The following is a 17759-nucleotide window of genomic DNA, read 5'->3' on the forward strand; positions in this document are numbered from 1 at the left end:
TCACCTCTGACGGCTATGCAGCAACCCATAGAGCACCGGGATCAGTCCCAGGGTCACCAGGGTGCCCAAGGCCAGGCCGCCGATCATGCTGATGGCCATGCCCGTCCACAGGGGGCCGGCAAAGAGCATCAGCGGGATGAGACCGAGGATGCAGGTCAGCTTGGTCATGATGATCGGCCGCAGGCGCTCGCCGGCGGCGTCGAGCAGCGCCGGGACCAGGGGCTTGCCGGCCTGGCGTTCGGCTTCGATGCGTTCGAGCAGCAAGACCGCGTTGTTGACGATGATGCCGGCCAGGGACAGCAGGCCGAAGGTGGCCATGAAGCCGAAGGGGTGGCCGCTCAGCCAGAGCGCCAGGGCCACGCCGATAAGGATGAAGGGAATGCTGGCGACGATGATCAGCACCTTGCGCCAGGAATCGAATTGCCAGAGGAACAGCAGCAGCATGGCCACGGCGGCCAGCGGCAGATAGCGCAGCAGGGCGTCGTTGGCGGCGGCGGAATCCTCGCTCTCGCCGCCCAGTTCCAGGCGATAGCCGGGCGGCACCTGCAGGGTGGGCAACTGGGGCGCGAGGGTGGCGACCAGGGTGGCGGCGGTCATGCCGGGATTGCGCGCGCTGACCGTGAGGGTGCGCTGCAGATTGCGCCTGACCTTGACCCCGGCCTCGCTGGCCAGCTCGATCCGGGCTACCGCCGCCAGCGGCAGCGGCGCGCCGCCGCCCTGGGGATAGACCAGCAGGCTGCCGGGATCGCCGTCTGGGGCAAGGCTGCGTGCGGCGATCTCGACCGGATACTGGCCATCGCGCAACTGGGCGCCACTCAGGCCATCGCCGGCCAGTTGCAGCGCCTGGGCCAGGTCGCGCCGGTCGAGTCCGGCGGCGCGGGCCCGGGCCGGGTCGACCTCGACCTGGTAGCGCAGCAGGCGCGGACCCCAGTCGTCCTGGATGTCGCGGGTCCCGGGGACGGCGGCGAGCAGGTCGGCGAGGTCGGCGCCCAGCTGACGCAGGACCGCCTCGTCCGGACCGCTCAGGCGATAGACCGCCACGCCGCTCTCGGTGGTACCCAGGGAAAAGCGCTTGGGCTGGGCGCGCACCTCGGGATAGGCGCGCGTCAGCTGCTCGCCGACCCGCGCCATGACCTGGGCGAGATCGGCCTCCGGGCGGGTGGTCACGGTAAAATAGGCGACATTGGGACCGGGCAGCGGCGGATTGAGCCCCAGCACGATGCGCGGTCCGCCCTCGGCGACGTAGCCGATGCTCTCGACGACATCGGCATCCGCGCCCAGCCAGCGGCTGAAGCCCTGCATGAGTTCCAAAGTGCGCTGAGCGGAGGTCCCTGGTTCCAGCTGGACGGGGATCTGGAACTGGTTGCGATCCGAGGGCGGCAGGAAGTCGTAGGGTAGGCTGAGCACCTTGAGGGTGGCCAGAGCCAGCAGCCCGAGCATGGCCAGCAGATAGGCCAGCCGGTGCCGCAGCAGGGCTTCCAGCAGGCGGCGATAGCCCCGGTGCAGGGCGCTGTCGGTGCTGGCGCCGGTATGGGTGGGATCCGGCACCAGGCGCAGGCAGAGCAGGGGCGTCACGGTCAGGCTGAGCGCCCAGGAGCCCAGCAGGGTCAGCGCCAGCACCACGGCCAGGGACCTCAGGTATTCATTGGTGCTGGTCTGGCCGAGAAAGAACGGCGAGAAGGCCAGGATGATCACCAGCGAAGAGGTCAGCAGCGGGATGGCCAGGGTCCGGCCGGCGGCCTCGCAGGCGGCGCGGCGGTCCTCGCCGGCGCGCAGGCGCCGTTCGATGTCCTCGGCGATGACGATGCCGTTGTCCACCAGCAGCCCCAGCGCCAGGATCAGCGCGGCGATGGATACCGTCTGCAATTCGATGCCCAGGGCGCGCATGACCAGCAGGGTCGCCAGCACCGTGAGCGGCACGATGGCGCCGACGATCAGCCCCAGGCGCCAACCCAGGAACAGCATGACCACGGCCATGACGATCACCATGGTCTCCATCAGCACGTGCTGCATGCGCGCCATGGCGTGATGGACCACCTCGGCCTGGAAGGTCACCCGGTGCAGCGCGAAGCCGGCGGGCAGGCTGGCCTCCAGGGCCTTGAGTCGATCGTGCAGCGCGGCGCCGAAGGCTTCCACGTTGCGTCCCGGGGTCATGGCGATGCCCAGCACCAGGGCGCGTTCGCCGCGATAGAAGGCGGCGCTGCGCAGCGGCTGTTCGGGTTCGACCCGCACCCGGGCCAGCTCGGCCAGGGGCACGGCGCGGCCGTCGGCCAGCCGGATCGGCACGGCGCGCAGCGCGGCGGGATCGGCCAGTTCGCCGCCGATGGCCAGGCTCAGCGCTCGGTCGCCCTGACGGAGGCTGCCGCCGCTGACCAGTTCGTTGCGCGTCCGCAGCTGCGCCAGCAGGGCCTGGGGCGAAAGACCGGTCCGCGCCAGGGCGTTGGCGTCCAGGTCGAGGGTGACGCGGTCTTCCTGCAGGCCATAGAGGGCGATGCGATCCACCCCGGGCAGGTCATAGAGCGCCCGGCGCAGCCGTTCGGCTTCACTGCGCAGTTCGCTCGGGCTGAAGCCGGGCGCGGTCACGGCGATGGAGGCCACCGCCACCCGCCCGAAGTCGTCGTCCACCACCGGCCCCTGGGTGCCTTCGGGCAGCGCTTGCGCCACCTCGGCGACCTTGTTGCGCACCCGTTGCCAGAGCGCCGGCAGGTCCTTGATCTCGTCCCGCGCGGTGAGCTGGACGATGGCCTGGCCGGGTCTCAGGGTGGTCACCAGGGTCTTGAGTTCGGGCAATTCGCGCAGTCGGTCTTCCAGCGGCTTGGCCAGCAGCTCTTCCACCCGGTCGCTGGGCAGGCCGGGCAGGGCGACGCTGACCAGGGCGTCGCGCACCGTGACGCTGGGTTCCTCCTGGGAGGGAAAGCCGAGAAAGGCATAGAGTCCACCCAGTAACAGGGCCATGGCGACAAAGAGCACCAGGCGACCCCGGCGCAGGGCGAAAGCGGTCAGCGACATGGCCTACTCCCCCGTGAGCACGGTGCTGGGCCTATAGGGCAGCACATGCTCGCCCGCGCGCAGGAAGGCGGCGCCGGCCACCACGATCTGCTCGCCCTCGGCAAGCCCGCTGGCGATCAGCGCCTGGCCCTGCTGCAGGGCCGCCACCGTGACCGGGCGCGGCTTCACCTGCTGGGTCTCCGGCTGGTAGACAAAGACCTGACCCGCGCTGCCGCTCTGACCGGGCAGCAGCGCGCCCAGGGGCACCGCCAGCTGCGCCTGGACTGGCAGCGGCAGGCGCACCTCCAGCAGGCTGCCGCTGGGCAGGGCCGGCGCCTGCTGGTCGAGGGCGAAGACCGCTTCCTGCAGCAGACCCTGCTCGGCACGTGGCGAAAGACCGACCAGCCGGAGTGCCAGGGGCGCGCCGTCGCGGGTTGCATAGGCCTGGGCCTGGGCGCCCGCCACCAGCCCCTGGGCCAGGGCGGCCGGCACCTGCACCACCACCTGGCGCTCGCCGTCGGCCTGCAGCCCGAACAAGGTCTCGCCCGCACCCACCAGCCGCAGCGGCTCCGGCGCGCGCAGGACGATCTGGCCGGCGAAGGGCGCCACCAGTCGGGTCTGGGCCAGGTCGCGGCGTGCCAGGGCCAGTTCCGCCTCGGCGCCTCCTTGCTGGGCCTGGGCCGCACCCAGGGCGGCGTCGGCGGCTTCCCGCTCGGCCTTGGCCAGGTTGCCCTCGGCGAACAGCTGCCGGGCACGCCGCTGCCCGGCGCGGCGCTGGTCCAGCTCCACCCGGGCAGCCTGCACCCGGGCGCTGGCCTGGGCCAGGCGCAGACGCGCCGGTTCGGCATCCTGCTCGGCGAGCAGTTGCCCGGCCGCCACCCGGTCGCCCACGTCCACCGCCACCCGCAGCACCCGCCCGCCATTCTCGAAGGCCAGCGCCGCGCTGCGCGGCTGGCGCACCAGGCCGGGCAGCAGCGGCGCCTGGGCCGCAAGCCGGGCGACCGGCGCGAGCTTGACGGTGCGCAGGGGCACCGGACCGGGACGTTCATCCGGTGAACAGCCGCCCAGCAGGGGCAGCAGCAGGAAGAGGGCGAAGGCGGAGGTCAGGCGCGGGCCGGGCATGGCGGGCTCCAGGATCAGAAGCTGTAGGTCAGGGCGACTTGGGCAGTGGTGGCGGTGGCGCGCTGCCGCAGCGGGCTGTCGCGTGCCTGGTCGCCGTAGTAGGTGGTGGTCAGGGTCGCCACCGAACTCCAGTGCGGATCGAAGGCGTGCAACCAGTTCAGCGCGGCGGAATAGGCATAGATCCCCCGGTCCAGCCGCGCCGGGGCGAAGCCGCTGGCGGCGCTCTGGGCGGCGGTGACGCCGAAATAGGTCTGGTTGAAGCGGCGGTCGCCGGCGTGGGCGTCGAGATCCAGCGCCAGGGTGTCCTGATCGGTGTGTAGACCGATGGCTTCCACCCCCAGGCGATAGCGATTGCCGCGCTGGGCCCCGGCCAGTCGCCATTCGCCCTCGGCGTTGAGGCTGAGCCAGGGCGCCAGGGCCTGGCTCAGATTGAGGTCCAGCACCGTGGCGCCGTCGACCTCGCCCATACCCTTCAAGCGGTCGGCGCCTGGCCGCGAGGCGTTGTCGCGGTCATCGCGGCCGAAGTCGTAGTTGAGGGCGCCGCTGAGGGTCAGTCCCTGGGCCGACTGCCATTGCAGCCCGAGGCCGCGACTGGTGTCGGCAAAGAAGGGCCCACGCTGCACCACTACCAGCGGCAGCAACTGCGGCCGGTAGGCAGCCGAACCCCTGTAGCGACTGACCGCGCCGGCCACCAGGCCGAGGCTGACGTCGGTGTGGTCGCCCCAGGGCGAGGCGTCGGCCGCCTGGCCGGCCAGGGGCGTCAGGCAGAGCAGCAGCGGCAGCAGGGTGGTGCGGGTCATGGCGAGTCCTCTCAGGGGGCGGAAGGGTGGTCGAGGCCGTGCAGGGCGCGGTACAGGCGCAGGCGATTGAGGCGCAGGGCCTGCTCGGTCTGGCGCAGCGCCTCGCTGGCGCGCAACCCGTCGAGACCGGCCTGCAGACTGGCGCCGGGATCGCCGGCCCCGGCCTGCCACTGGCGCGCCAGACGCTGGCGGCGCGCCTGGCTCAACTGCAGCTGGGCGTCCAGGGTCTGCCGCTGCACGAGCAGCAGGCGGCGCTCTTCCAGGCCGTCGGCCAGTTCGCGAAAGGCGTCCTGCAGGGTGCGTTCGTAGGCGGCCAGGGCCAGGTCGCGAGCGGTCCTGGCGGCGTCCAGGTTGGCCTGGTTGCGCCCGCCGTCGAACAGCGGCAGGGACAGCGACGGTGTCAGCAGGCGCAGCCCCTGGCCGGCGCTGAACAGGTCCTGCAATTGCGGACTGGCCAGGCCCACCGCGGTGCTCAGGCGGATGCTCGGGAAAAAGGCGGCGCGGGCCGCGCCGATACTGGCGTTGGCCGCCTGCAGGCGCTCCTCGGCGGCGCGCACGTCGAGCCGCTCCAGCAGGCGGCTGGAGGGCAGGTCGGCCAGCTCGCCCGGCAGCTCCGGCGGTGGACCGGCCGGGGCAGGCGCAGCGCTGGGCGAGGGCGCCAGCCGGTAGCCGGTGACCCAGGCCAGCGCCCCATAGGCCTGGCTGCGCTGGCTCAGGCGCTGCTGCTTCTGCTGGCGCGCCTCGAGAGCGGCCTGGGTCAGGGGCTCCAGCGCGGCCGGGGCCAGGTCGCCGGCGGCGATGCGCGCCTGGGTGCGCTGCACCAGCTCGTCGCTGAGCGCCGCCATGGCCTGGGCGCCGGCGACCTGGGCATCGCTCTCGCGGGCCACGAGGAAGAGGCGCGCCACCTCGGCCACCAGGGCGCCGCGCGCGGCCTGCTGGCCGAGGTCGCTGGCCAGCAGCTGGTGGCGAGCCTCTTCGTCCAGGCTGGCCACCCGCCCGAAGAAGTCCAGTTCGAAGGCGTCCACGCCGAGGCTGGCGGTGGCCAGGTCCTGCTGGTAGCGCTCGTCCAGCGCCTGGTCGGCGAAGCGCTGGCGTGGCCGCTGCACCGCCAGGCCCAGGGTGGGCCAGCGTTCGGCCTGGCGCGCGCCCAGTTGCGCCCGTGCCTGCTCGACCCTGAGCTGGGTTATCCGGTAGTCTCGATTGCCCGCCAGCGCCTGGCCCACCAGCGCTGGCAGCAGGGCTTCAGCGCTGACCGCGGCCAGCAGCTGGCGCTCGTCAGGGCTGAGATCGACGGCCGCCGCGGGCGTGGCGTCCTGCCGCTGCCACAGCCCCTGGTGCGCTGGCACCGGCAGCGCGGGTCGCGGGTAGTCGGGAATCAGCGAGCAACCGCTGAGGCCCAGCAGGCTGATCAGCAGCAACTGGCAGGTGGCGGAAGCGGCGAGTGAAGGCATGGCAGGCAGACCCGGTGCAAGGCATGGGTCGCAGCCTAGGGACGCCGAATCAAGATTCCTTCGGCGAATTGTCGAGATTCGATCAAGAGAGCGGACGTGGGCGACAAACTCATACTCATCGTCGAAGACGACGCCGACAGCGCCAGCGTGCTGGAGGCCTATCTGCTGCGCGACGGCTTCGCGGTCATCCTTGCCGAAGACGGCCGCCATGGGCTGGACCTGTTCCAGCGCGAGCGACCCGATCTGGTGCTGCTCGACATGATGCTGCCGCGCCTCGGTGGCACCGAGGTGCTGGCGCAGATCCGCCGCGCCGGGGACACCCCGGTGATCATGGTGACCGCCATCGGCGACGAGCCGGAAAAGCTCGGCGCCCTGCGCTATGGCGCCGACGACTATGTGGTCAAGCCCTACAACCCCAAGGAGGTGGTGGCGCGGGTGCACGCGGTGCTGCGTCGCTGCCACCAGGCGCCGCGCGATGATCGCTGGCTGCGCCATGGCGCCCTGACGGTGGATCTGGAGCGTTTCAGCGCCACCGTCGAGGCGCGCGCCCTGGAGCTGACGCCCACCGAATTCGGCTTGCTCGCCACCCTGATGCGCACCCCGCACAAGGCCTTTACCCGCGAGGAATTGCTGGAGCGCTGCCTGCCGGAGAGCGAAGCCCTGGCGCGGGTGGTGGACACCCACCTGCACAACCTCAGGCGCAAGCTGGAGGCGGCGGGTCTTCCCGGCGTGCCGGTGACGGTGCGCGCCATCGGCTATCGCTTTTCATGAAGCGCCAGGCCCCGCTGGGGCGCTGGGTCGGTTGGCGCATGAGCCTGCTGGCCCTGGGCGCGGTGCTGCTGATCGCCGCCGGCATGTACCTCTGGTTTCTCTTTGGCGACTGGTGGGTGCTGCGCCAGGTGCCCCAGGCGGCCCGCGCGGAGATCCTCCAGCTGCGCGCCGATCCGCAGGAAAACGAGGCGCGGCTCTGGGCGCTGTTCAGTCACTACTATCCGGTGCGCTATTTCCTGCCCGGCATCGCCAGCCGCGACTGGTGGGTGCTGGCGGGGCTACTGCTGGCGGCCGTGCCGCTGATCCTGCTGGCCGGCTTTCGGCTATCACGCCCGCTGTCGAGCCAGTTCTCCGCCATCGCCGCGGCGGCGCGGCGGGTGGCCTCCGGTGATCTGGAGACCCGCCTGGAGGTGGCCGAGACGGCGCCGGCGGAATTGCGCCGCCTGGCGCTGGACTTCAACAGCCTCACCGCGCGGCTGCAGCAATATGAGCGCGACGTGCGGGATTCCAGCGCCATCCTCGCCCATGAGCTGCGCACCCCGCTCAACGCCGCCTCGGTGCGGGTGCAGGGCATCCTCGACGAGGTCTTTCCCGCCGATGCCCGCCAGTTGCAGATGGTCAAGCGCCAGCTCGATCTGCTCAACACCCTGGTGGGCGATCTGCACACCCTGTCGCTGGCCGAGGCCGGCCAACTGGCGCTGGATCAGCGGCCCTTCGCCCTGGCGGCATTGGTGGAAGAGCGACTGGCCTGGTTCGCGCCCCAGCTGCAGGCCGAGGCCATCCAGCTGCGCCTGGAACTGGATCCCCGCCAACGGCTGTACGCCGACCGCGATCGCATCGGCCAGCTGCTCAACATCCTGCTGGAAAATTTCCTGCGCTATGGCGCGAGCGGCGGCGAACTGGAGATCGTCCAGCTGGCCCTGGCCGAAAGCCTGGTGCTGGAATTCCGGGATCGCGGCCTGGGCATCGCCGAAGCCGATCGCGAGCGAGTGTTTCACCGCTTCTGGCGTGCCGACAGCTCCCGCGCGCGACACCTGGGCGGCAGCGGCCTGGGGCTGTCCATCGCCCGCGCCATCTGCGCGGCGCATCAGGGCCGCATCGTCGCCCTGGGGCGCGAGGGTGGGGGCACGGTCATGCGCATCGAGTTGCCGGGACGGCTGTCCTAGCGGGGCGGGCGTCTGGAATGACTGCCCCTGTCAGGACGACAGGGGCACTATGGCTCAGGGCGTGCTGGCACGTCCGTGGTCGGCCTGCAGGGTCTTGAGCATGGCCGCGGCCGCCAGGGCATGCGCCTTGCGGGTGGGATGCCATTCGTCCCAGTAGTAGTAGGCGTCCGGGTTCGCGCAGGCGGGCTTGGCTTCCGGGTAGGTCGGTTGACAGGGCGTATCCAATTGTTCCAGGCCGGCGTGGTCCGCGGCCACACGGATCCCGTCGCTGAAGCCCTGGTGATCAAAGTAGTGGATGTCGACCTGGAAGCGCTTGGCCAGGTCGTCGAGCATGCCAGGCATCGCCCGCGCCAGCGCCTGCTGGAATTCGGCCGCATGGGCCTCCTGCCGGGCCTGAACCACGGCGGGTACATGGACCAGATCCACGGAGCCGACCACCATGAAGTGTTTCGCCCCGGCGGCCGCGAGACGTTCCACAGCCTGACGAATGTTCGTCAGGCTGGTTTGACTCAGCTGATCGAGGGCTTCCGTATGGGCGAAGTCGGCCCATTCGAAAAAGTCATTGGCCGAGATGAAGATGAAGTAGAGGGCGTTCGGATCGGCCTTGTGCGCCTTGGCGGCTGCCAGATGGTCGGTGACCTGCCCCAGCGCACTGGTATCCCGCGCCGCGCTCATCCAGCCGTAGTAGTTGCCGTTGCCACTCTTGGCACCGCCTACTGCGTAATCGGTCAGTGGGGTCTTCAAGGCCTCGGCAAGCGATTCGACGGCCGTGGGACCGTTGCTCCAACGGCCTTGCCAATACAGCGGACCTGGCAGTTCCTGGGCGTCCTTGATCTTTCGTGCGACCAACGAGCGGGTCAGGGCCTCACTGGCGCCATTGTCCGAGTAGCTGTCACCAAAGGCATAAAGGTGATCGTAGCGGGGTGCTCCCAGAGCGCTTGCCATGCTCCCCACCAGCAGCAGTGCAGCGAAACCAGTACGCCAAATCATGGGGCGACTCCACGTCGAAGGTTGGAGAAGGTAGCCCTTGCACCCTATCAGCCGGCGCCCGGTCAGCCATGACCGCTACGACGCGCCTGTGCCTCTGAGCGTCGAGTCTGTTCCCTTTGCGACACGCGGCGGGCCGCGAAGGGCCGTATCCGCATCCCCGACTTTGATGGAGCGGTCAGGCGTGTGCATCCGGAAACCGGGAAGCAGGCGTCGCAGGTGTCAGCGGCCAACAAACTGAGGATGGCTGGTCGCCGATGGATTGCTTGGTGGCGCTAAGCCGAGTGACTGCCGGTTGGCCAGGCAGCAGGCAGTACGCGGCCTGGACTGGACATCCAGTGCTACCCACTGCTGAAAAGAGCGACCGGGATGGCCTGCCCGGCGCAGCCGGCAGGTCAGACCATCCCAGCCGTGCTGGAGCTTAGGAAGGCTGGGCGGCTTCGCCATCCACGGCGGCCGCACCTTCAACCGGCGCGGCGGATTCCGCCTTGGCCTTGGCCTGCTCACGACGGGCCTGGGCGCGCTGGCGGCGTGCCTGCTGCTTGGCATAGACCGCCTGGGAGGCGGTCACGGTGCCAGCCGGCTGGCCATCCAGATCCAGGCGCGGAGCGTTTTCGGTCATGGCCGCCCAGTAGCGGGTGCCACGGCACCAGGTGGCGATCGACTGCTTGAGCTGATCACCGGTGATGCCCAGGCGCTCCAGGTGCTGCTCGGCGTCCTTCAGGATGCCTTCCTTGAGCGGCACCTTGGGTGCCGGATTGACCGGGAAGGCCAGCGGGAAGTGCTTTTGCAGACGGCGGATGCCTTCGACCACCGGATCCTGCTCGCGGGGCTTCTGCTCGCGGGGCTTGGCTTTCGGTGAAGGTCTCCGCGCCGGCCGCTCGTTGCTCTCGGTCTTTACCTGCGCTTTTTCGGCCCGCAGGCGGTCGCGTAGTTCAGCTAGTTGCTCAAAGCCCATCGTTCAGCTCACCGCTCCAAATAGAATTCACGTGCAAGGGTAACCCATGCCGGGCTTGGACCGCGCCGATTGCAGATCGGCACGCCCAAGGCTGGCGGCCCGTCATTCTAAAGGCTGGTTTGCCGCTCGTGCATCCTTGGCGGCGTCATTCCCGGCGGATGGTGTGCCCTGCTGGGCGTTTTCCAGGTCCGGTACGAAAGTCGCCGAGCGAAGGTGAGGCGAGTTGGAACGACCAGGGGAGTAACAGCCCAAGCCCGTTCGAAGGGTGAACGCTCACTAATCAAAAAGCAGAGGAAGCGCAGTGTACGTGCGGTAAAGGAGCATTTCGACCGGGCTGGCGATCCAGGGGGTTTTCAACGAAGCATCGCCGATGCGCAGGCACTTCTCGTACTGGACCTAGCCGCCGCCGGTCAGGCGCGACACCCACTGCGCCAGCCGCAGCTTGAACGGCGAATAGGGCGGCAGCAGCAGACGAACGGCCAGCAGCGGACCGGCGGCGAGCACGCTGCGCTCGTGGGAAAAGGTGCGAAAGCCGGCCTGGCCATGGGCGCTGCCGCTGCCGGAGTGATTGATGCCGCCAAAGGGCAGGTGCAACTGGGTGTACTGCTGCATGCACAGATTGAGGCCGACGCTGCCAGAGCTGGTGCGGGCGATGACTCGCTGCTGGATGTCGCGATCGCGACTCCAGAGATAGAGCGCCAGGGGCTTGGGCCCGGCGTCGATGCGCTGCAGTACCTCCTCCAGGTCGTCGTAGGCGATCACCGGCAGGAGCGGGCCGAACAGCTCCTGGCTGTCCAGGGGGCTGTCGATGGCCGAGCAATCCAGCAGGGTCGGTGCGAGATAGCGCCCGGCCGCGTCGTGCGCGCCGCCGTGGATCAGCTGGGCACCGGCGGCCCGGGCCTGTTCCAGCAGACCGATCAGCTGGCTGGCGTGGCGTTGGTGAATCAGCCGGGTGTAGTCCGGACTGGCGGCGGCATCGCTGCCGTAGCGCTGCACCAGCAGGGCGCGACAGCGCTCCTTGAAGGCCGGCAGCAGGCGGCGGGCGACGAAGACATGATCGGGCGCCACGCAGGACTGGCCGGCATTGAGGAATTTGCCCCAGAGCAGCAACTCGGCGGCGGCGTCCAGGTCGGCGCTGGCGTCGATGATCGCCGGCGACTTGCCGCCCAGTTCCAGGGTCACCGAGGCCAGGTGCCGGGCGGCGGCCTGCATCACCAGGCGGCCCACGGCCGTGGAGCCGGTAAAGAAGAAGTGGTCGAAGGGCAGCGCCAGCAGCGCCTGGGCGGTGGAGACGTCGCCTTCGCAAAAGGCCACGGTGTCCGCGGTGAAGGCCTCGGCCAGCAGCTCGCGCAGCACCGCGTTGACCGCCGGGGTGAATTCCGAGGGCTTGAGCATCACGCTGTTGCCGGCCGCCAGCGCCGACACCAGCGGCCCGAGCAGGGTGGAGACTGGATAGTTCCAGGGGCCGATGATCAGGCAGCGGCCGCGCGGCTGGCTGTGGATGTGCGCCGGGCAGCCGAGGGAGGTGAGGGTCGGGCGCACCCGCCGTGGCTTCATCCAGCGGCGCAGGTGGCGGCGCGCGTGCTGGATCTCTTCCAGCACCGGCATGATCTCCGACAGTTCCACCTCCACCTCGGGTTTACCGAAGTCCTGGCGAAAGGCCGCATAGAGCGGCCCACGCCGGGCCACCAGGGCGCCATGCAGGCGCTGCAGCAGGCCCAGGCGCTCGGCGGCGCTGGAACCGCGCAGGGCCAGGGCGCGCGGGCCCTGGGCGGCGAACAGCCGCTGCAAGGTCTCGGGGTCGACCAGGACGGGAGCGGGATCGGGCAGGGAGGCATTCATGGCAGCAGTCCGCAAGGGGGCAGGAAGGATCGATTCGGCGACGACGGCAGTATTCAGCCTGGGCGCTGCCAGCGCCAGCGCGGTACCGGCCGGGGGCCGGGGGCACAGAGGGCGAGCAGGGCCGCCAGCCCCAGGGCCAGCAGGGCGAGCAGGGCGCTGGTGAGGGCGGCGGGTCGGACCGCGGCGCCCTGCAACCAGAGCGAGACCAGCGCCGGGCCGGCGGCGCAGCCGAGCAGTTGCAACGAGGGCACCAGGGTGGCGACGCGGCCACTGGCGTCCAGTCGCAGGGCCAGGCTGATCTGGAAGGGGGTGAGGGTCTGCCAGAGAAAGGTGAAGGTCAGGCACAGCAGCACGAAGGTCAGGTGCGCCCCCGCCGCCAGGCCATAGATCAGCGCGGCCAGGCTGCCCAGCAGCAGGGTCGCCAGGGTCAGGGTGGTGGCGGCCGGCAGCCAGGCCACCAGGACCGCGCCAGCCAGGCCGCCGAGCAGCTGGGCGGCGAAGCTGGCGGCGATCAGGGTCTGGGCCTGGCTGGCGTCCAGTCCGAGGGCTTCGCCATAGGGTTCCAGATAGGCCCAGAGCGCGCCGATGGCGGCCAGCTGGCAACCGACGAAGGCCAGCAGCAGCGCCTGTGGCAGTCGCCAGCTATGGCGGACCGGCGCGCTGCCAGCGACGTCCACTGCTGCCAGGCGGCGTGGCAGGGCGACGGTCAGCGGCAGGGCCAGGGCGGTGACGCCGGCCAGCAGCCGGAAGCCGCCGGCGCTGCCCAGCCGGGGCAGGATCCACAGCGCCAGCAGGGCTGCCAGCAGGCCCTGGCAAAAGGTCTGCAGTGCCATGAACAGGCCGGACAGCCGCTCGGCGGTGGGTTGACGGACGATCAGCGCCACCGCCGCCCAGAGCAGCAGGCCTTCCCCAAGGCCGGCGAGGGCGCGCAGGCCGAGCAGCGGCAGGTCACCGCTGGCCTGAGCGCTGGCCAGGTCGGCGGCGACCGCCAACAGCGTCGCCGGCCAGAGTACCGCCGGCAGCCCCAGGCGCGGGCCCAGGGCCTCACCGGCGATCACGCCCAGGCCTAGAGCGACGATCTCGCCCATGGCCACCAGGCCGAGGCCGTCGAGGCTGGCCCGGCCACTGGTGAACAGCTCGCCGAGCAGCAGCGGCTGCAGGCCGAGGATGAGCAGCACCAGGGAGCCCAGCAGCAGCGCGGCTTGGACCTGGCGGGGCGAAGAAGGCGAGGTGACGTTCATGGGCGCTACCTTCGAAGAGTGGCTAGTAACCGCGGCTTTCCGCCGGCAGCCGGCCCTGGCGGAAGGCCTCGGCGGCGGCGCGCTGGTCGCGCTGGAGTCGGCGGGTGGCGATCAGCACCACCCACCAGGGCAGGCGGGTGAGCACCGCGCCGGTGGCCTGCGCCAGGGTGTAGGCCTTGGCGCATTTCTCGAACAACTCGGCATTGAGCGCGGCGCGGCTGGCGGTGGTCCCCAGGCACAGCGGCTGGCCGCCGAGCAGCTGAACGTTGCCGCGCGCGGCCAGGGCCTCCGCCAGGGCATCGCCCCGGGCCACCGCGGGCGCCATCCGCCCCAGGTGGCGGGCCTGCTCGTCGAACAGCTGCGGCAACTGGCCGCCGAAGTCCGCCACATGCTGCCCGTAGCGCCCCGCGCCCTGGAGGATGGCGCCGACATCCGGTCGCGCCCGGTAGACGAGCGCGTGATCCAGAGCGCCGCCGCTGCGGTGGGTCAGCTCGATCTCGCAGGGGGCGGCATCGCCCAGGGTGCCGTACCAGAGACTCGCCGCCCCCGGTATGCGCACCGACAGGGCCACGGCCGAGCGCTCGCCCTGGCGGGCCAGGCGTTGCTGCAGATCCAGCCATTGCTGGCGCGATTCGGCTTTCATGGGCGGCCTCATACCAGTTGGAAGACCCGGTCGAAACGCTCCAGGGCGTCGTCGATCACGGCGTCGGTGTCGGCCAGGCTGGTGTAGATGCGGCTGCCGGCCAGGGTGATGAGGCCATGGGCGGTATAGGCCGCGCCCATCTCTTCCATCATGTGCTTGCGCGCCTTGGCCTCGTTGCGCACCCGCAGCAGCTTGAGCGGATTGCCGGTGTCGAGCAGCAGCACGCCGGAGGTCTGCAGGTGGACGATGGAGCCCAGGTTGTAGGCGACATAGGGCAGGTTGCGGCGCTGGATGATTTCCTCCAGGCCCTGGCGCAGTCGATCGCCGGCGCGGCCGGCCTGGCCGGCGGCGTCGAGGCGCTGGATCTCCTTGAGGGCGTAGTAGCCGGCCACGCAGCACAGCGGATTGGCCGACAGGGTGCCGCCGACGAAGGCGCGTTTCGACGAGGTGCCGATGCCGCCCACCAGCAACTGCATGACCTCGGCCTTGCCGCCCAGGGCCCCGGCCATGGGATAGCCGCCGGTCAGGCATTTGCCGAGCACGGTGAGGTCCGGCAGCACCTTGAAGTAGCCCTGGGCGCCGCCCATGCCGGCGCGGAACCCGGTCACCACCTCGTCGAAGATCAGCAGGGCGCCGAATTCGTCGCAGAGGGTGCGCACCTCTCGGTTGAAGTGCGGATGCACCGGGCGGGTGCCGCTCTCCGGGCCGAAGGGTTCCACCAGCACCGCCGCGGTGCCGCCGCGCAGGCGATTGAATTGCAACCGCCGGCGCAGGGCCTCGAGGTCGTTGGGCGGGCTTTCCTGGGTGTGGGCGGTGGCGCCGCGGGGAATGCCGAGGGCCTCCATGCGCCCGGTGCCGGGCAGGCGCATGCCGTACACCAGCTGATCGCTCCAGCCGTGATAGGCCCCGCCGATCTTGATGATCCAGCGGCGCCCGGTATAGGCCCGTGCCAGGCGTACCGCGGCCATGGCCGCCTCGGTGCCCGAGCCCAGCAGCCGCACCTGGTCGATGCCGGGTACGCTCTGGCAGACCAGTTCGGCCAGCTTGACCTCGTATTCGTGCAGCAGGCCGGTGACCGGGCCGCACTCGGCGAGGATGCGCTGCACCTGGTCGCGCACGCCGGGATGATTGGAGCCGAGCAGGGTGGGACCGCCGGCCTGGAGAAAGTCGATGTACCTGTTGCCGTCCACGTCGGTGAGGTGGGCGCCCTCCGCCCGGGCGATGGCCAGGGGGAAGGGGTGGTTGAACGCCAGGTTGTGCTGGATGCCCCCGGGAATGAACCGCTTGGCTTCTTCGGCGAGCCGCCGCGAACCCTGGCAGCGCTCGTCGAAATAGCCCATGACCTTGGCCAGCGCCTCGCGGCGCAGCGGGCGCATGGGTTGTTTGACCAGGGCGTCGAAACGGCGATAGAGCGTCTCGGTATCCGGCCAGGCAGAAATCGCCGGCGGCGTGGGTACCAGGAGCGGCGGGGTGGTCAGGGGCTGATTCATGGCGGACCTCAGGACGGGAGGGAGGCGGTGAGGGTGGTCAGCAGGCGCTGGCGCGCCAGGCTGTCGGCGGCGGAGACCCCGGGGCGGCTGGCGATACGGCCGACCAGGTAGTGCTCGCAGAAGGCTTCCAGCTGCTCCAGCACCGCCAGGGTCTGGCGCGCGCTGGCGCCGTAGCAGAGCACCCCGTGGTTGCGCAGCAGATAGGCGGGACTTTCGGCGCTGAGGGCGCGATCCAGGCGCCTGGCCAGCCAGCCGGTGCCGGAGGGGGCATAGCCCACCAGCGGTAGGCGGCGGCCCAGTTCGGGCCAGCGCTCGGGATCGTCGACGGTCAGGGCCTCGCCCAGCAGGGTGCAGGCGCTGGCCAGCGGCTGGTGGGTGTGCAGGCTGCAGCCCGCCGCCGGAAAGCGCCGCAGCACCCGGGCGTGCAATCCGGTTTCCACCGAGGGCGCGCGATCGCCTTCGAGCTGGTGCAGATCGGCCAGGCGCAGGATGCAGACGTCCTCGGGACCCATCTGGTAGTAGTCGAGGGCGGAGGGGGTCACCGCGATGCGCTCCGCGTCCAGGCGCAGGGCCAGGTTGCCGCCGGTGGCGGCGAAGAAGCCGCGGCGTACCAGGTGCAGGCAGAGATCGACCACCTGTTCGCGCGCTTCGAGGGTATCGCTCATGGTCGGGCTCCCTGGTTGGGGTTGAGGCGGCGATAGAGCGGCGCCAGGCGCCGGCGGACTTCGAGAAAGGTGGCGTAGCTGTCGTCGTAGCGCGCCCGCGCCTGGGGGCAGGGCTGGTAGAGCCGCGGCGGTCGCTGCAGCGCCGGCACGTCGCTGAAGGTCAGGGCGCCGATACCGGCGGCGGCGATATAGGCCGAGCCCCGGGCATTGGCCTGGATCGGCGCAACGGGCTGGGCGATCACGTGGCCGGTGACGTCGGCCATGATCTGGCACCAGAGATTGGACTGGGCGCCGCCGCCCACCGCCGTGATCCGCTCCGGTCGGCGGCCGAGGAAGCGGCCGAAGGGTTCCAGCATCCAGCGGGTGTTGAGTGCCACCCCTTCGAGAAAGGCGCGGATGATGTCTTCCCGCGTGTGCTCCAGCGACAGGTTGATCAGGGCCGCGCGCAGGCTGGGATCGTCCACCGGGCTGCGCTCGCCATACAGCCAGGGGGTGTAGAGCAGCCCGCGGGCGCCGGCCGGCACCCGGGCCGCGATGCGGTCGAGCAGGGCATAGAGATCCGGGTGCTGTTCGTCGCTGAGGAGTTCGTCCGGGTGGTAGAGCACCTTGTCGCGCAGGAACGACAGGTTGGCGCCCGCCGCGGTCTGCAGCGCCATGGCCAGGTAGCGGCCCTTGACCGCGCTGGGCACGGCGGCCATGTGGCGCAAGACATCGGACTTCTTGAAGGGCACATGGGCGCCCAGCCAGGAAGAGGTGCCCAGGTAGAGGTGCGGCGCGAAGTCTGCCACCGCCGAGCCCACCGCCACCGCCGAGGTGTCCACCGAGCCGGCCACCACCGGGGTGCTGCGCGGCAGGCCGAGCCGGTCGGCCACCGCGCCGGTCAGGGTGCCGATCACCTCCGCCGAATCCACCAGGTCGGGCAGCTTGTCGCGATCGAAGCCCAGGGTGCGGATCAGCCCGGCGTCGTACTTCACCTGGCGCGAATCGCGGTTGTCGGTGATCCAGGTGGTACAGATGGAATCGGCGGTGGCGCAGCAGCGACCGGTAAGGCGCAGATTCATGAAGTCGAGGACATTGAGAAACTTCACCGTGCGCGCATAGCGCTCCGGCTGGTGGTCCTGCAGATAGGCGATATGGCCGGCGGAATCCTTGCCCGACAGCGAGGGCGCGCCGCCGGTGAGACGAATCCAGCGCCACAGCTTGAACGGCGAATAGCCGGCCACCTTCAGCCGGCCGCCGCCGACCCGCCGCGCCACCGATTCGGCGCCGCGCATGTCCAGCCAGAGCAGCGCCCGGCCCAGGGCCTGGCCATTGGCGTCCACGCACACCGTGCCCTCGGTCTGGGTCGAGCAGCACACCGCCACCACCCGCCGCCGCCGCGCCGGATCCGCCGCCAGCAATTCGCCGGCGCCGCGCAGGAAGGCCTGCCACCAGTCTTCCGGCTCCTGTTCGGCGCTGTGGCCTTCGACGTGCAGGGTGACGCCGTGGAAGGTCCAGGCGACCACCTCGCCGCCAAGGGTGACCAGCGCGCTCTTGCAGCCGGAGGTGCCGAGGTCCACCACCAGCACCAGGCCGTCGAGGGCGGTGGCCTGGACCGGTGCGGGCGGCGTGGCGAAGACGTGAGGTTTCATGGCG

14 protein-coding genes are annotated in these 17759 nt (G+C 70.6%); 2 read left to right on the forward strand and 12 right to left on the reverse strand.

Annotation, left to right across the window (positions count from 1 at the left end; translation table 11 throughout):
- The 4 genes from CFE50_RS04515 to CFE50_RS04530 are packed head-to-tail and all read right to left on the reverse strand — an operon-like array spanning position 1 to position 6361.
- A complete protein-coding gene (locus CFE50_RS04515) occupies positions 1–3009 on the reverse strand; it encodes an efflux RND transporter permease subunit (RefSeq protein ID WP_286731594.1) in 3009 nt (1002 codons plus the stop codon).
- 3 nt (positions 3010–3012) lie between these two features.
- The gene (locus CFE50_RS04520) at positions 3013–4110 is read right to left on the reverse strand and encodes an efflux RND transporter periplasmic adaptor subunit (RefSeq protein ID WP_286731595.1); all 1098 of its coding nucleotides are present in this window, start codon (positions 4108–4110) and stop codon (positions 3013–3015) included.
- Between the two features lie 14 nt (positions 4111–4124).
- Positions 4125–4910: a MipA/OmpV family protein gene (locus CFE50_RS04525; RefSeq protein WP_286731597.1), complete on the reverse strand. Its 786-nt coding sequence runs from the start codon at positions 4908–4910 to the stop codon at positions 4125–4127.
- Between the two features lie 11 nt (positions 4911–4921).
- Positions 4922–6361 carry an efflux transporter outer membrane subunit gene (locus CFE50_RS04530; protein ID WP_286731599.1) on the reverse strand — a complete coding sequence of 480 codons (1440 nt, stop codon included), beginning with the start codon at positions 6359–6361 and terminating at the stop codon, positions 4922–4924.
- A 96-nt stretch (positions 6362–6457) separates the two neighbouring features.
- On the opposite strand from CFE50_RS04530, the gene CFE50_RS04535 reads away from it, so the two are divergent.
- Both CFE50_RS04535 and CFE50_RS04540 read left to right on the forward strand, forming a co-directional pair.
- Positions 6458–7132 carry a response regulator gene (locus CFE50_RS04535; RefSeq protein WP_286731600.1) on the forward strand — a complete coding sequence of 225 codons (675 nt, stop codon included), beginning with the start codon at positions 6458–6460 and terminating at the stop codon, positions 7130–7132.
- The gene (locus CFE50_RS04540; RefSeq protein ID WP_286731602.1) at positions 7129–8298 is read left to right on the forward strand and encodes a sensor histidine kinase; all 1170 of its coding nucleotides are present in this window, start codon (positions 7129–7131) and stop codon (positions 8296–8298) included. The genes CFE50_RS04535 and CFE50_RS04540 overlap by 4 nt, the downstream gene beginning before the upstream one ends.
- A gap of 54 nt (positions 8299–8352) precedes the next feature.
- Here the strand turns inward: CFE50_RS04540 and CFE50_RS04545 are convergent, their stop codons facing one another.
- The 8 genes from CFE50_RS04545 to CFE50_RS04580 all read right to left on the reverse strand — a co-directional run bounded on the left by CFE50_RS04545 (position 8353) and on the right by CFE50_RS04580 (position 17755).
- Positions 8353–9288 carry an SGNH/GDSL hydrolase family protein gene (locus CFE50_RS04545; RefSeq protein ID WP_241809102.1) on the reverse strand — a complete coding sequence of 312 codons (936 nt, stop codon included), beginning with the start codon at positions 9286–9288 and terminating at the stop codon, positions 8353–8355.
- Between the two features lie 418 nt (positions 9289–9706).
- Positions 9707–10243: a ProQ/FinO family protein gene (locus CFE50_RS04550; RefSeq protein WP_241809103.1), complete on the reverse strand. Its 537-nt coding sequence runs from the start codon at positions 10241–10243 to the stop codon at positions 9707–9709.
- Positions 10244–10639: 396 nt separating this feature from the next.
- Positions 10640–12085, reverse strand: a complete 1446-nt coding sequence (locus CFE50_RS04555) for an aldehyde dehydrogenase family protein (RefSeq protein WP_286731606.1) — start codon at positions 12083–12085, stop codon at positions 10640–10642.
- A gap of 53 nt (positions 12086–12138) precedes the next feature.
- On the reverse strand, positions 12139–13326 hold the full coding sequence (locus CFE50_RS04560; protein ID WP_286731608.1) for a hypothetical protein: 1188 nt from the start codon (positions 13324–13326) through the stop codon (positions 12139–12141).
- Between the two features lie 22 nt (positions 13327–13348).
- Positions 13349–13969: a class II aldolase/adducin family protein gene (locus CFE50_RS04565; protein WP_241809107.1), complete on the reverse strand. Its 621-nt coding sequence runs from the start codon at positions 13967–13969 to the stop codon at positions 13349–13351.
- Positions 13970–13977: 8 nt separating this feature from the next.
- The gene (locus CFE50_RS04570; RefSeq protein WP_286731610.1) at positions 13978–15459 is read right to left on the reverse strand and encodes an aspartate aminotransferase family protein; all 1482 of its coding nucleotides are present in this window, start codon (positions 15457–15459) and stop codon (positions 13978–13980) included.
- 8 nt (positions 15460–15467) lie between these two features.
- On the reverse strand, positions 15468–16124 hold the full coding sequence (locus CFE50_RS04575) for a class II aldolase/adducin family protein (RefSeq protein WP_286731612.1): 657 nt from the start codon (positions 16122–16124) through the stop codon (positions 15468–15470).
- The gene (locus tag CFE50_RS04580; protein WP_286731614.1) at positions 16121–17755 is read right to left on the reverse strand and encodes a xylulokinase; all 1635 of its coding nucleotides are present in this window, start codon (positions 17753–17755) and stop codon (positions 16121–16123) included. Before CFE50_RS04580 ends, CFE50_RS04575 begins: the two co-directional genes overlap by 4 nt.
- Positions 17756–17759 lie beyond the last annotated feature (4 nt).

The organism is Pseudomonas sp. PGPPP4 (assembly GCF_002256045.1).
GTDB lineage: Bacteria > Pseudomonadota > Gammaproteobacteria > Pseudomonadales > Pseudomonadaceae > Chryseomonas > Chryseomonas oryzihabitans.

Bases quoted from the DNA above. Each gene is read 5' to 3' on its own strand.
- CFE50_RS04515 (WP_286731594.1), bottom strand. From the start codon at position 3,009: ATGTCGCTGACCGCTTTCGCCCTGCGCCGGGGTCGCCTGGTGCTCTTT.
- CFE50_RS04520 (WP_286731595.1), bottom strand. From the start codon at position 4,110: ATGCCCGGCCCGCGCCTGACCTCCGCCTTCGCCCTCTTCCTGCTGCTG.
- CFE50_RS04525 (WP_286731597.1), bottom strand. From the start codon at position 4,910: ATGACCCGCACCACCCTGCTGCCGCTGCTGCTCTGCCTGACGCCCCTG.
- CFE50_RS04530 (WP_286731599.1), bottom strand. From the start codon at position 6,361: ATGCCTTCACTCGCCGCTTCCGCCACCTGCCAGTTGCTGCTGATCAGC.
- CFE50_RS04540 (WP_286731602.1), top strand. From the start codon at position 7,129: ATGAAGCGCCAGGCCCCGCTGGGGCGCTGGGTCGGTTGGCGCATGAGC.
- CFE50_RS04545 (WP_241809102.1), bottom strand. From the start codon at position 9,288: ATGATTTGGCGTACTGGTTTCGCTGCACTGCTGCTGGTGGGGAGCATG.
- CFE50_RS04550 (WP_241809103.1), bottom strand. From the start codon at position 10,243: ATGGGCTTTGAGCAACTAGCTGAACTACGCGACCGCCTGCGGGCCGAA.
- CFE50_RS04555 (WP_286731606.1), bottom strand. From the start codon at position 12,085: ATGAATGCCTCCCTGCCCGATCCCGCTCCCGTCCTGGTCGACCCCGAG.
- CFE50_RS04560 (WP_286731608.1), bottom strand. From the start codon at position 13,326: ATGAACGTCACCTCGCCTTCTTCGCCCCGCCAGGTCCAAGCCGCGCTG.
- CFE50_RS04565 (WP_241809107.1), bottom strand. From the start codon at position 13,969: ATGAAAGCCGAATCGCGCCAGCAATGGCTGGATCTGCAGCAACGCCTG.
- CFE50_RS04570 (WP_286731610.1), bottom strand. From the start codon at position 15,459: ATGAATCAGCCCCTGACCACCCCGCCGCTCCTGGTACCCACGCCGCCG.
- CFE50_RS04575 (WP_286731612.1), bottom strand. From the start codon at position 16,124: ATGAGCGATACCCTCGAAGCGCGCGAACAGGTGGTCGATCTCTGCCTG.
- CFE50_RS04580 (WP_286731614.1), bottom strand. From the start codon at position 17,755: ATGAAACCTCACGTCTTCGCCACGCCGCCCGCACCGGTCCAGGCCACC.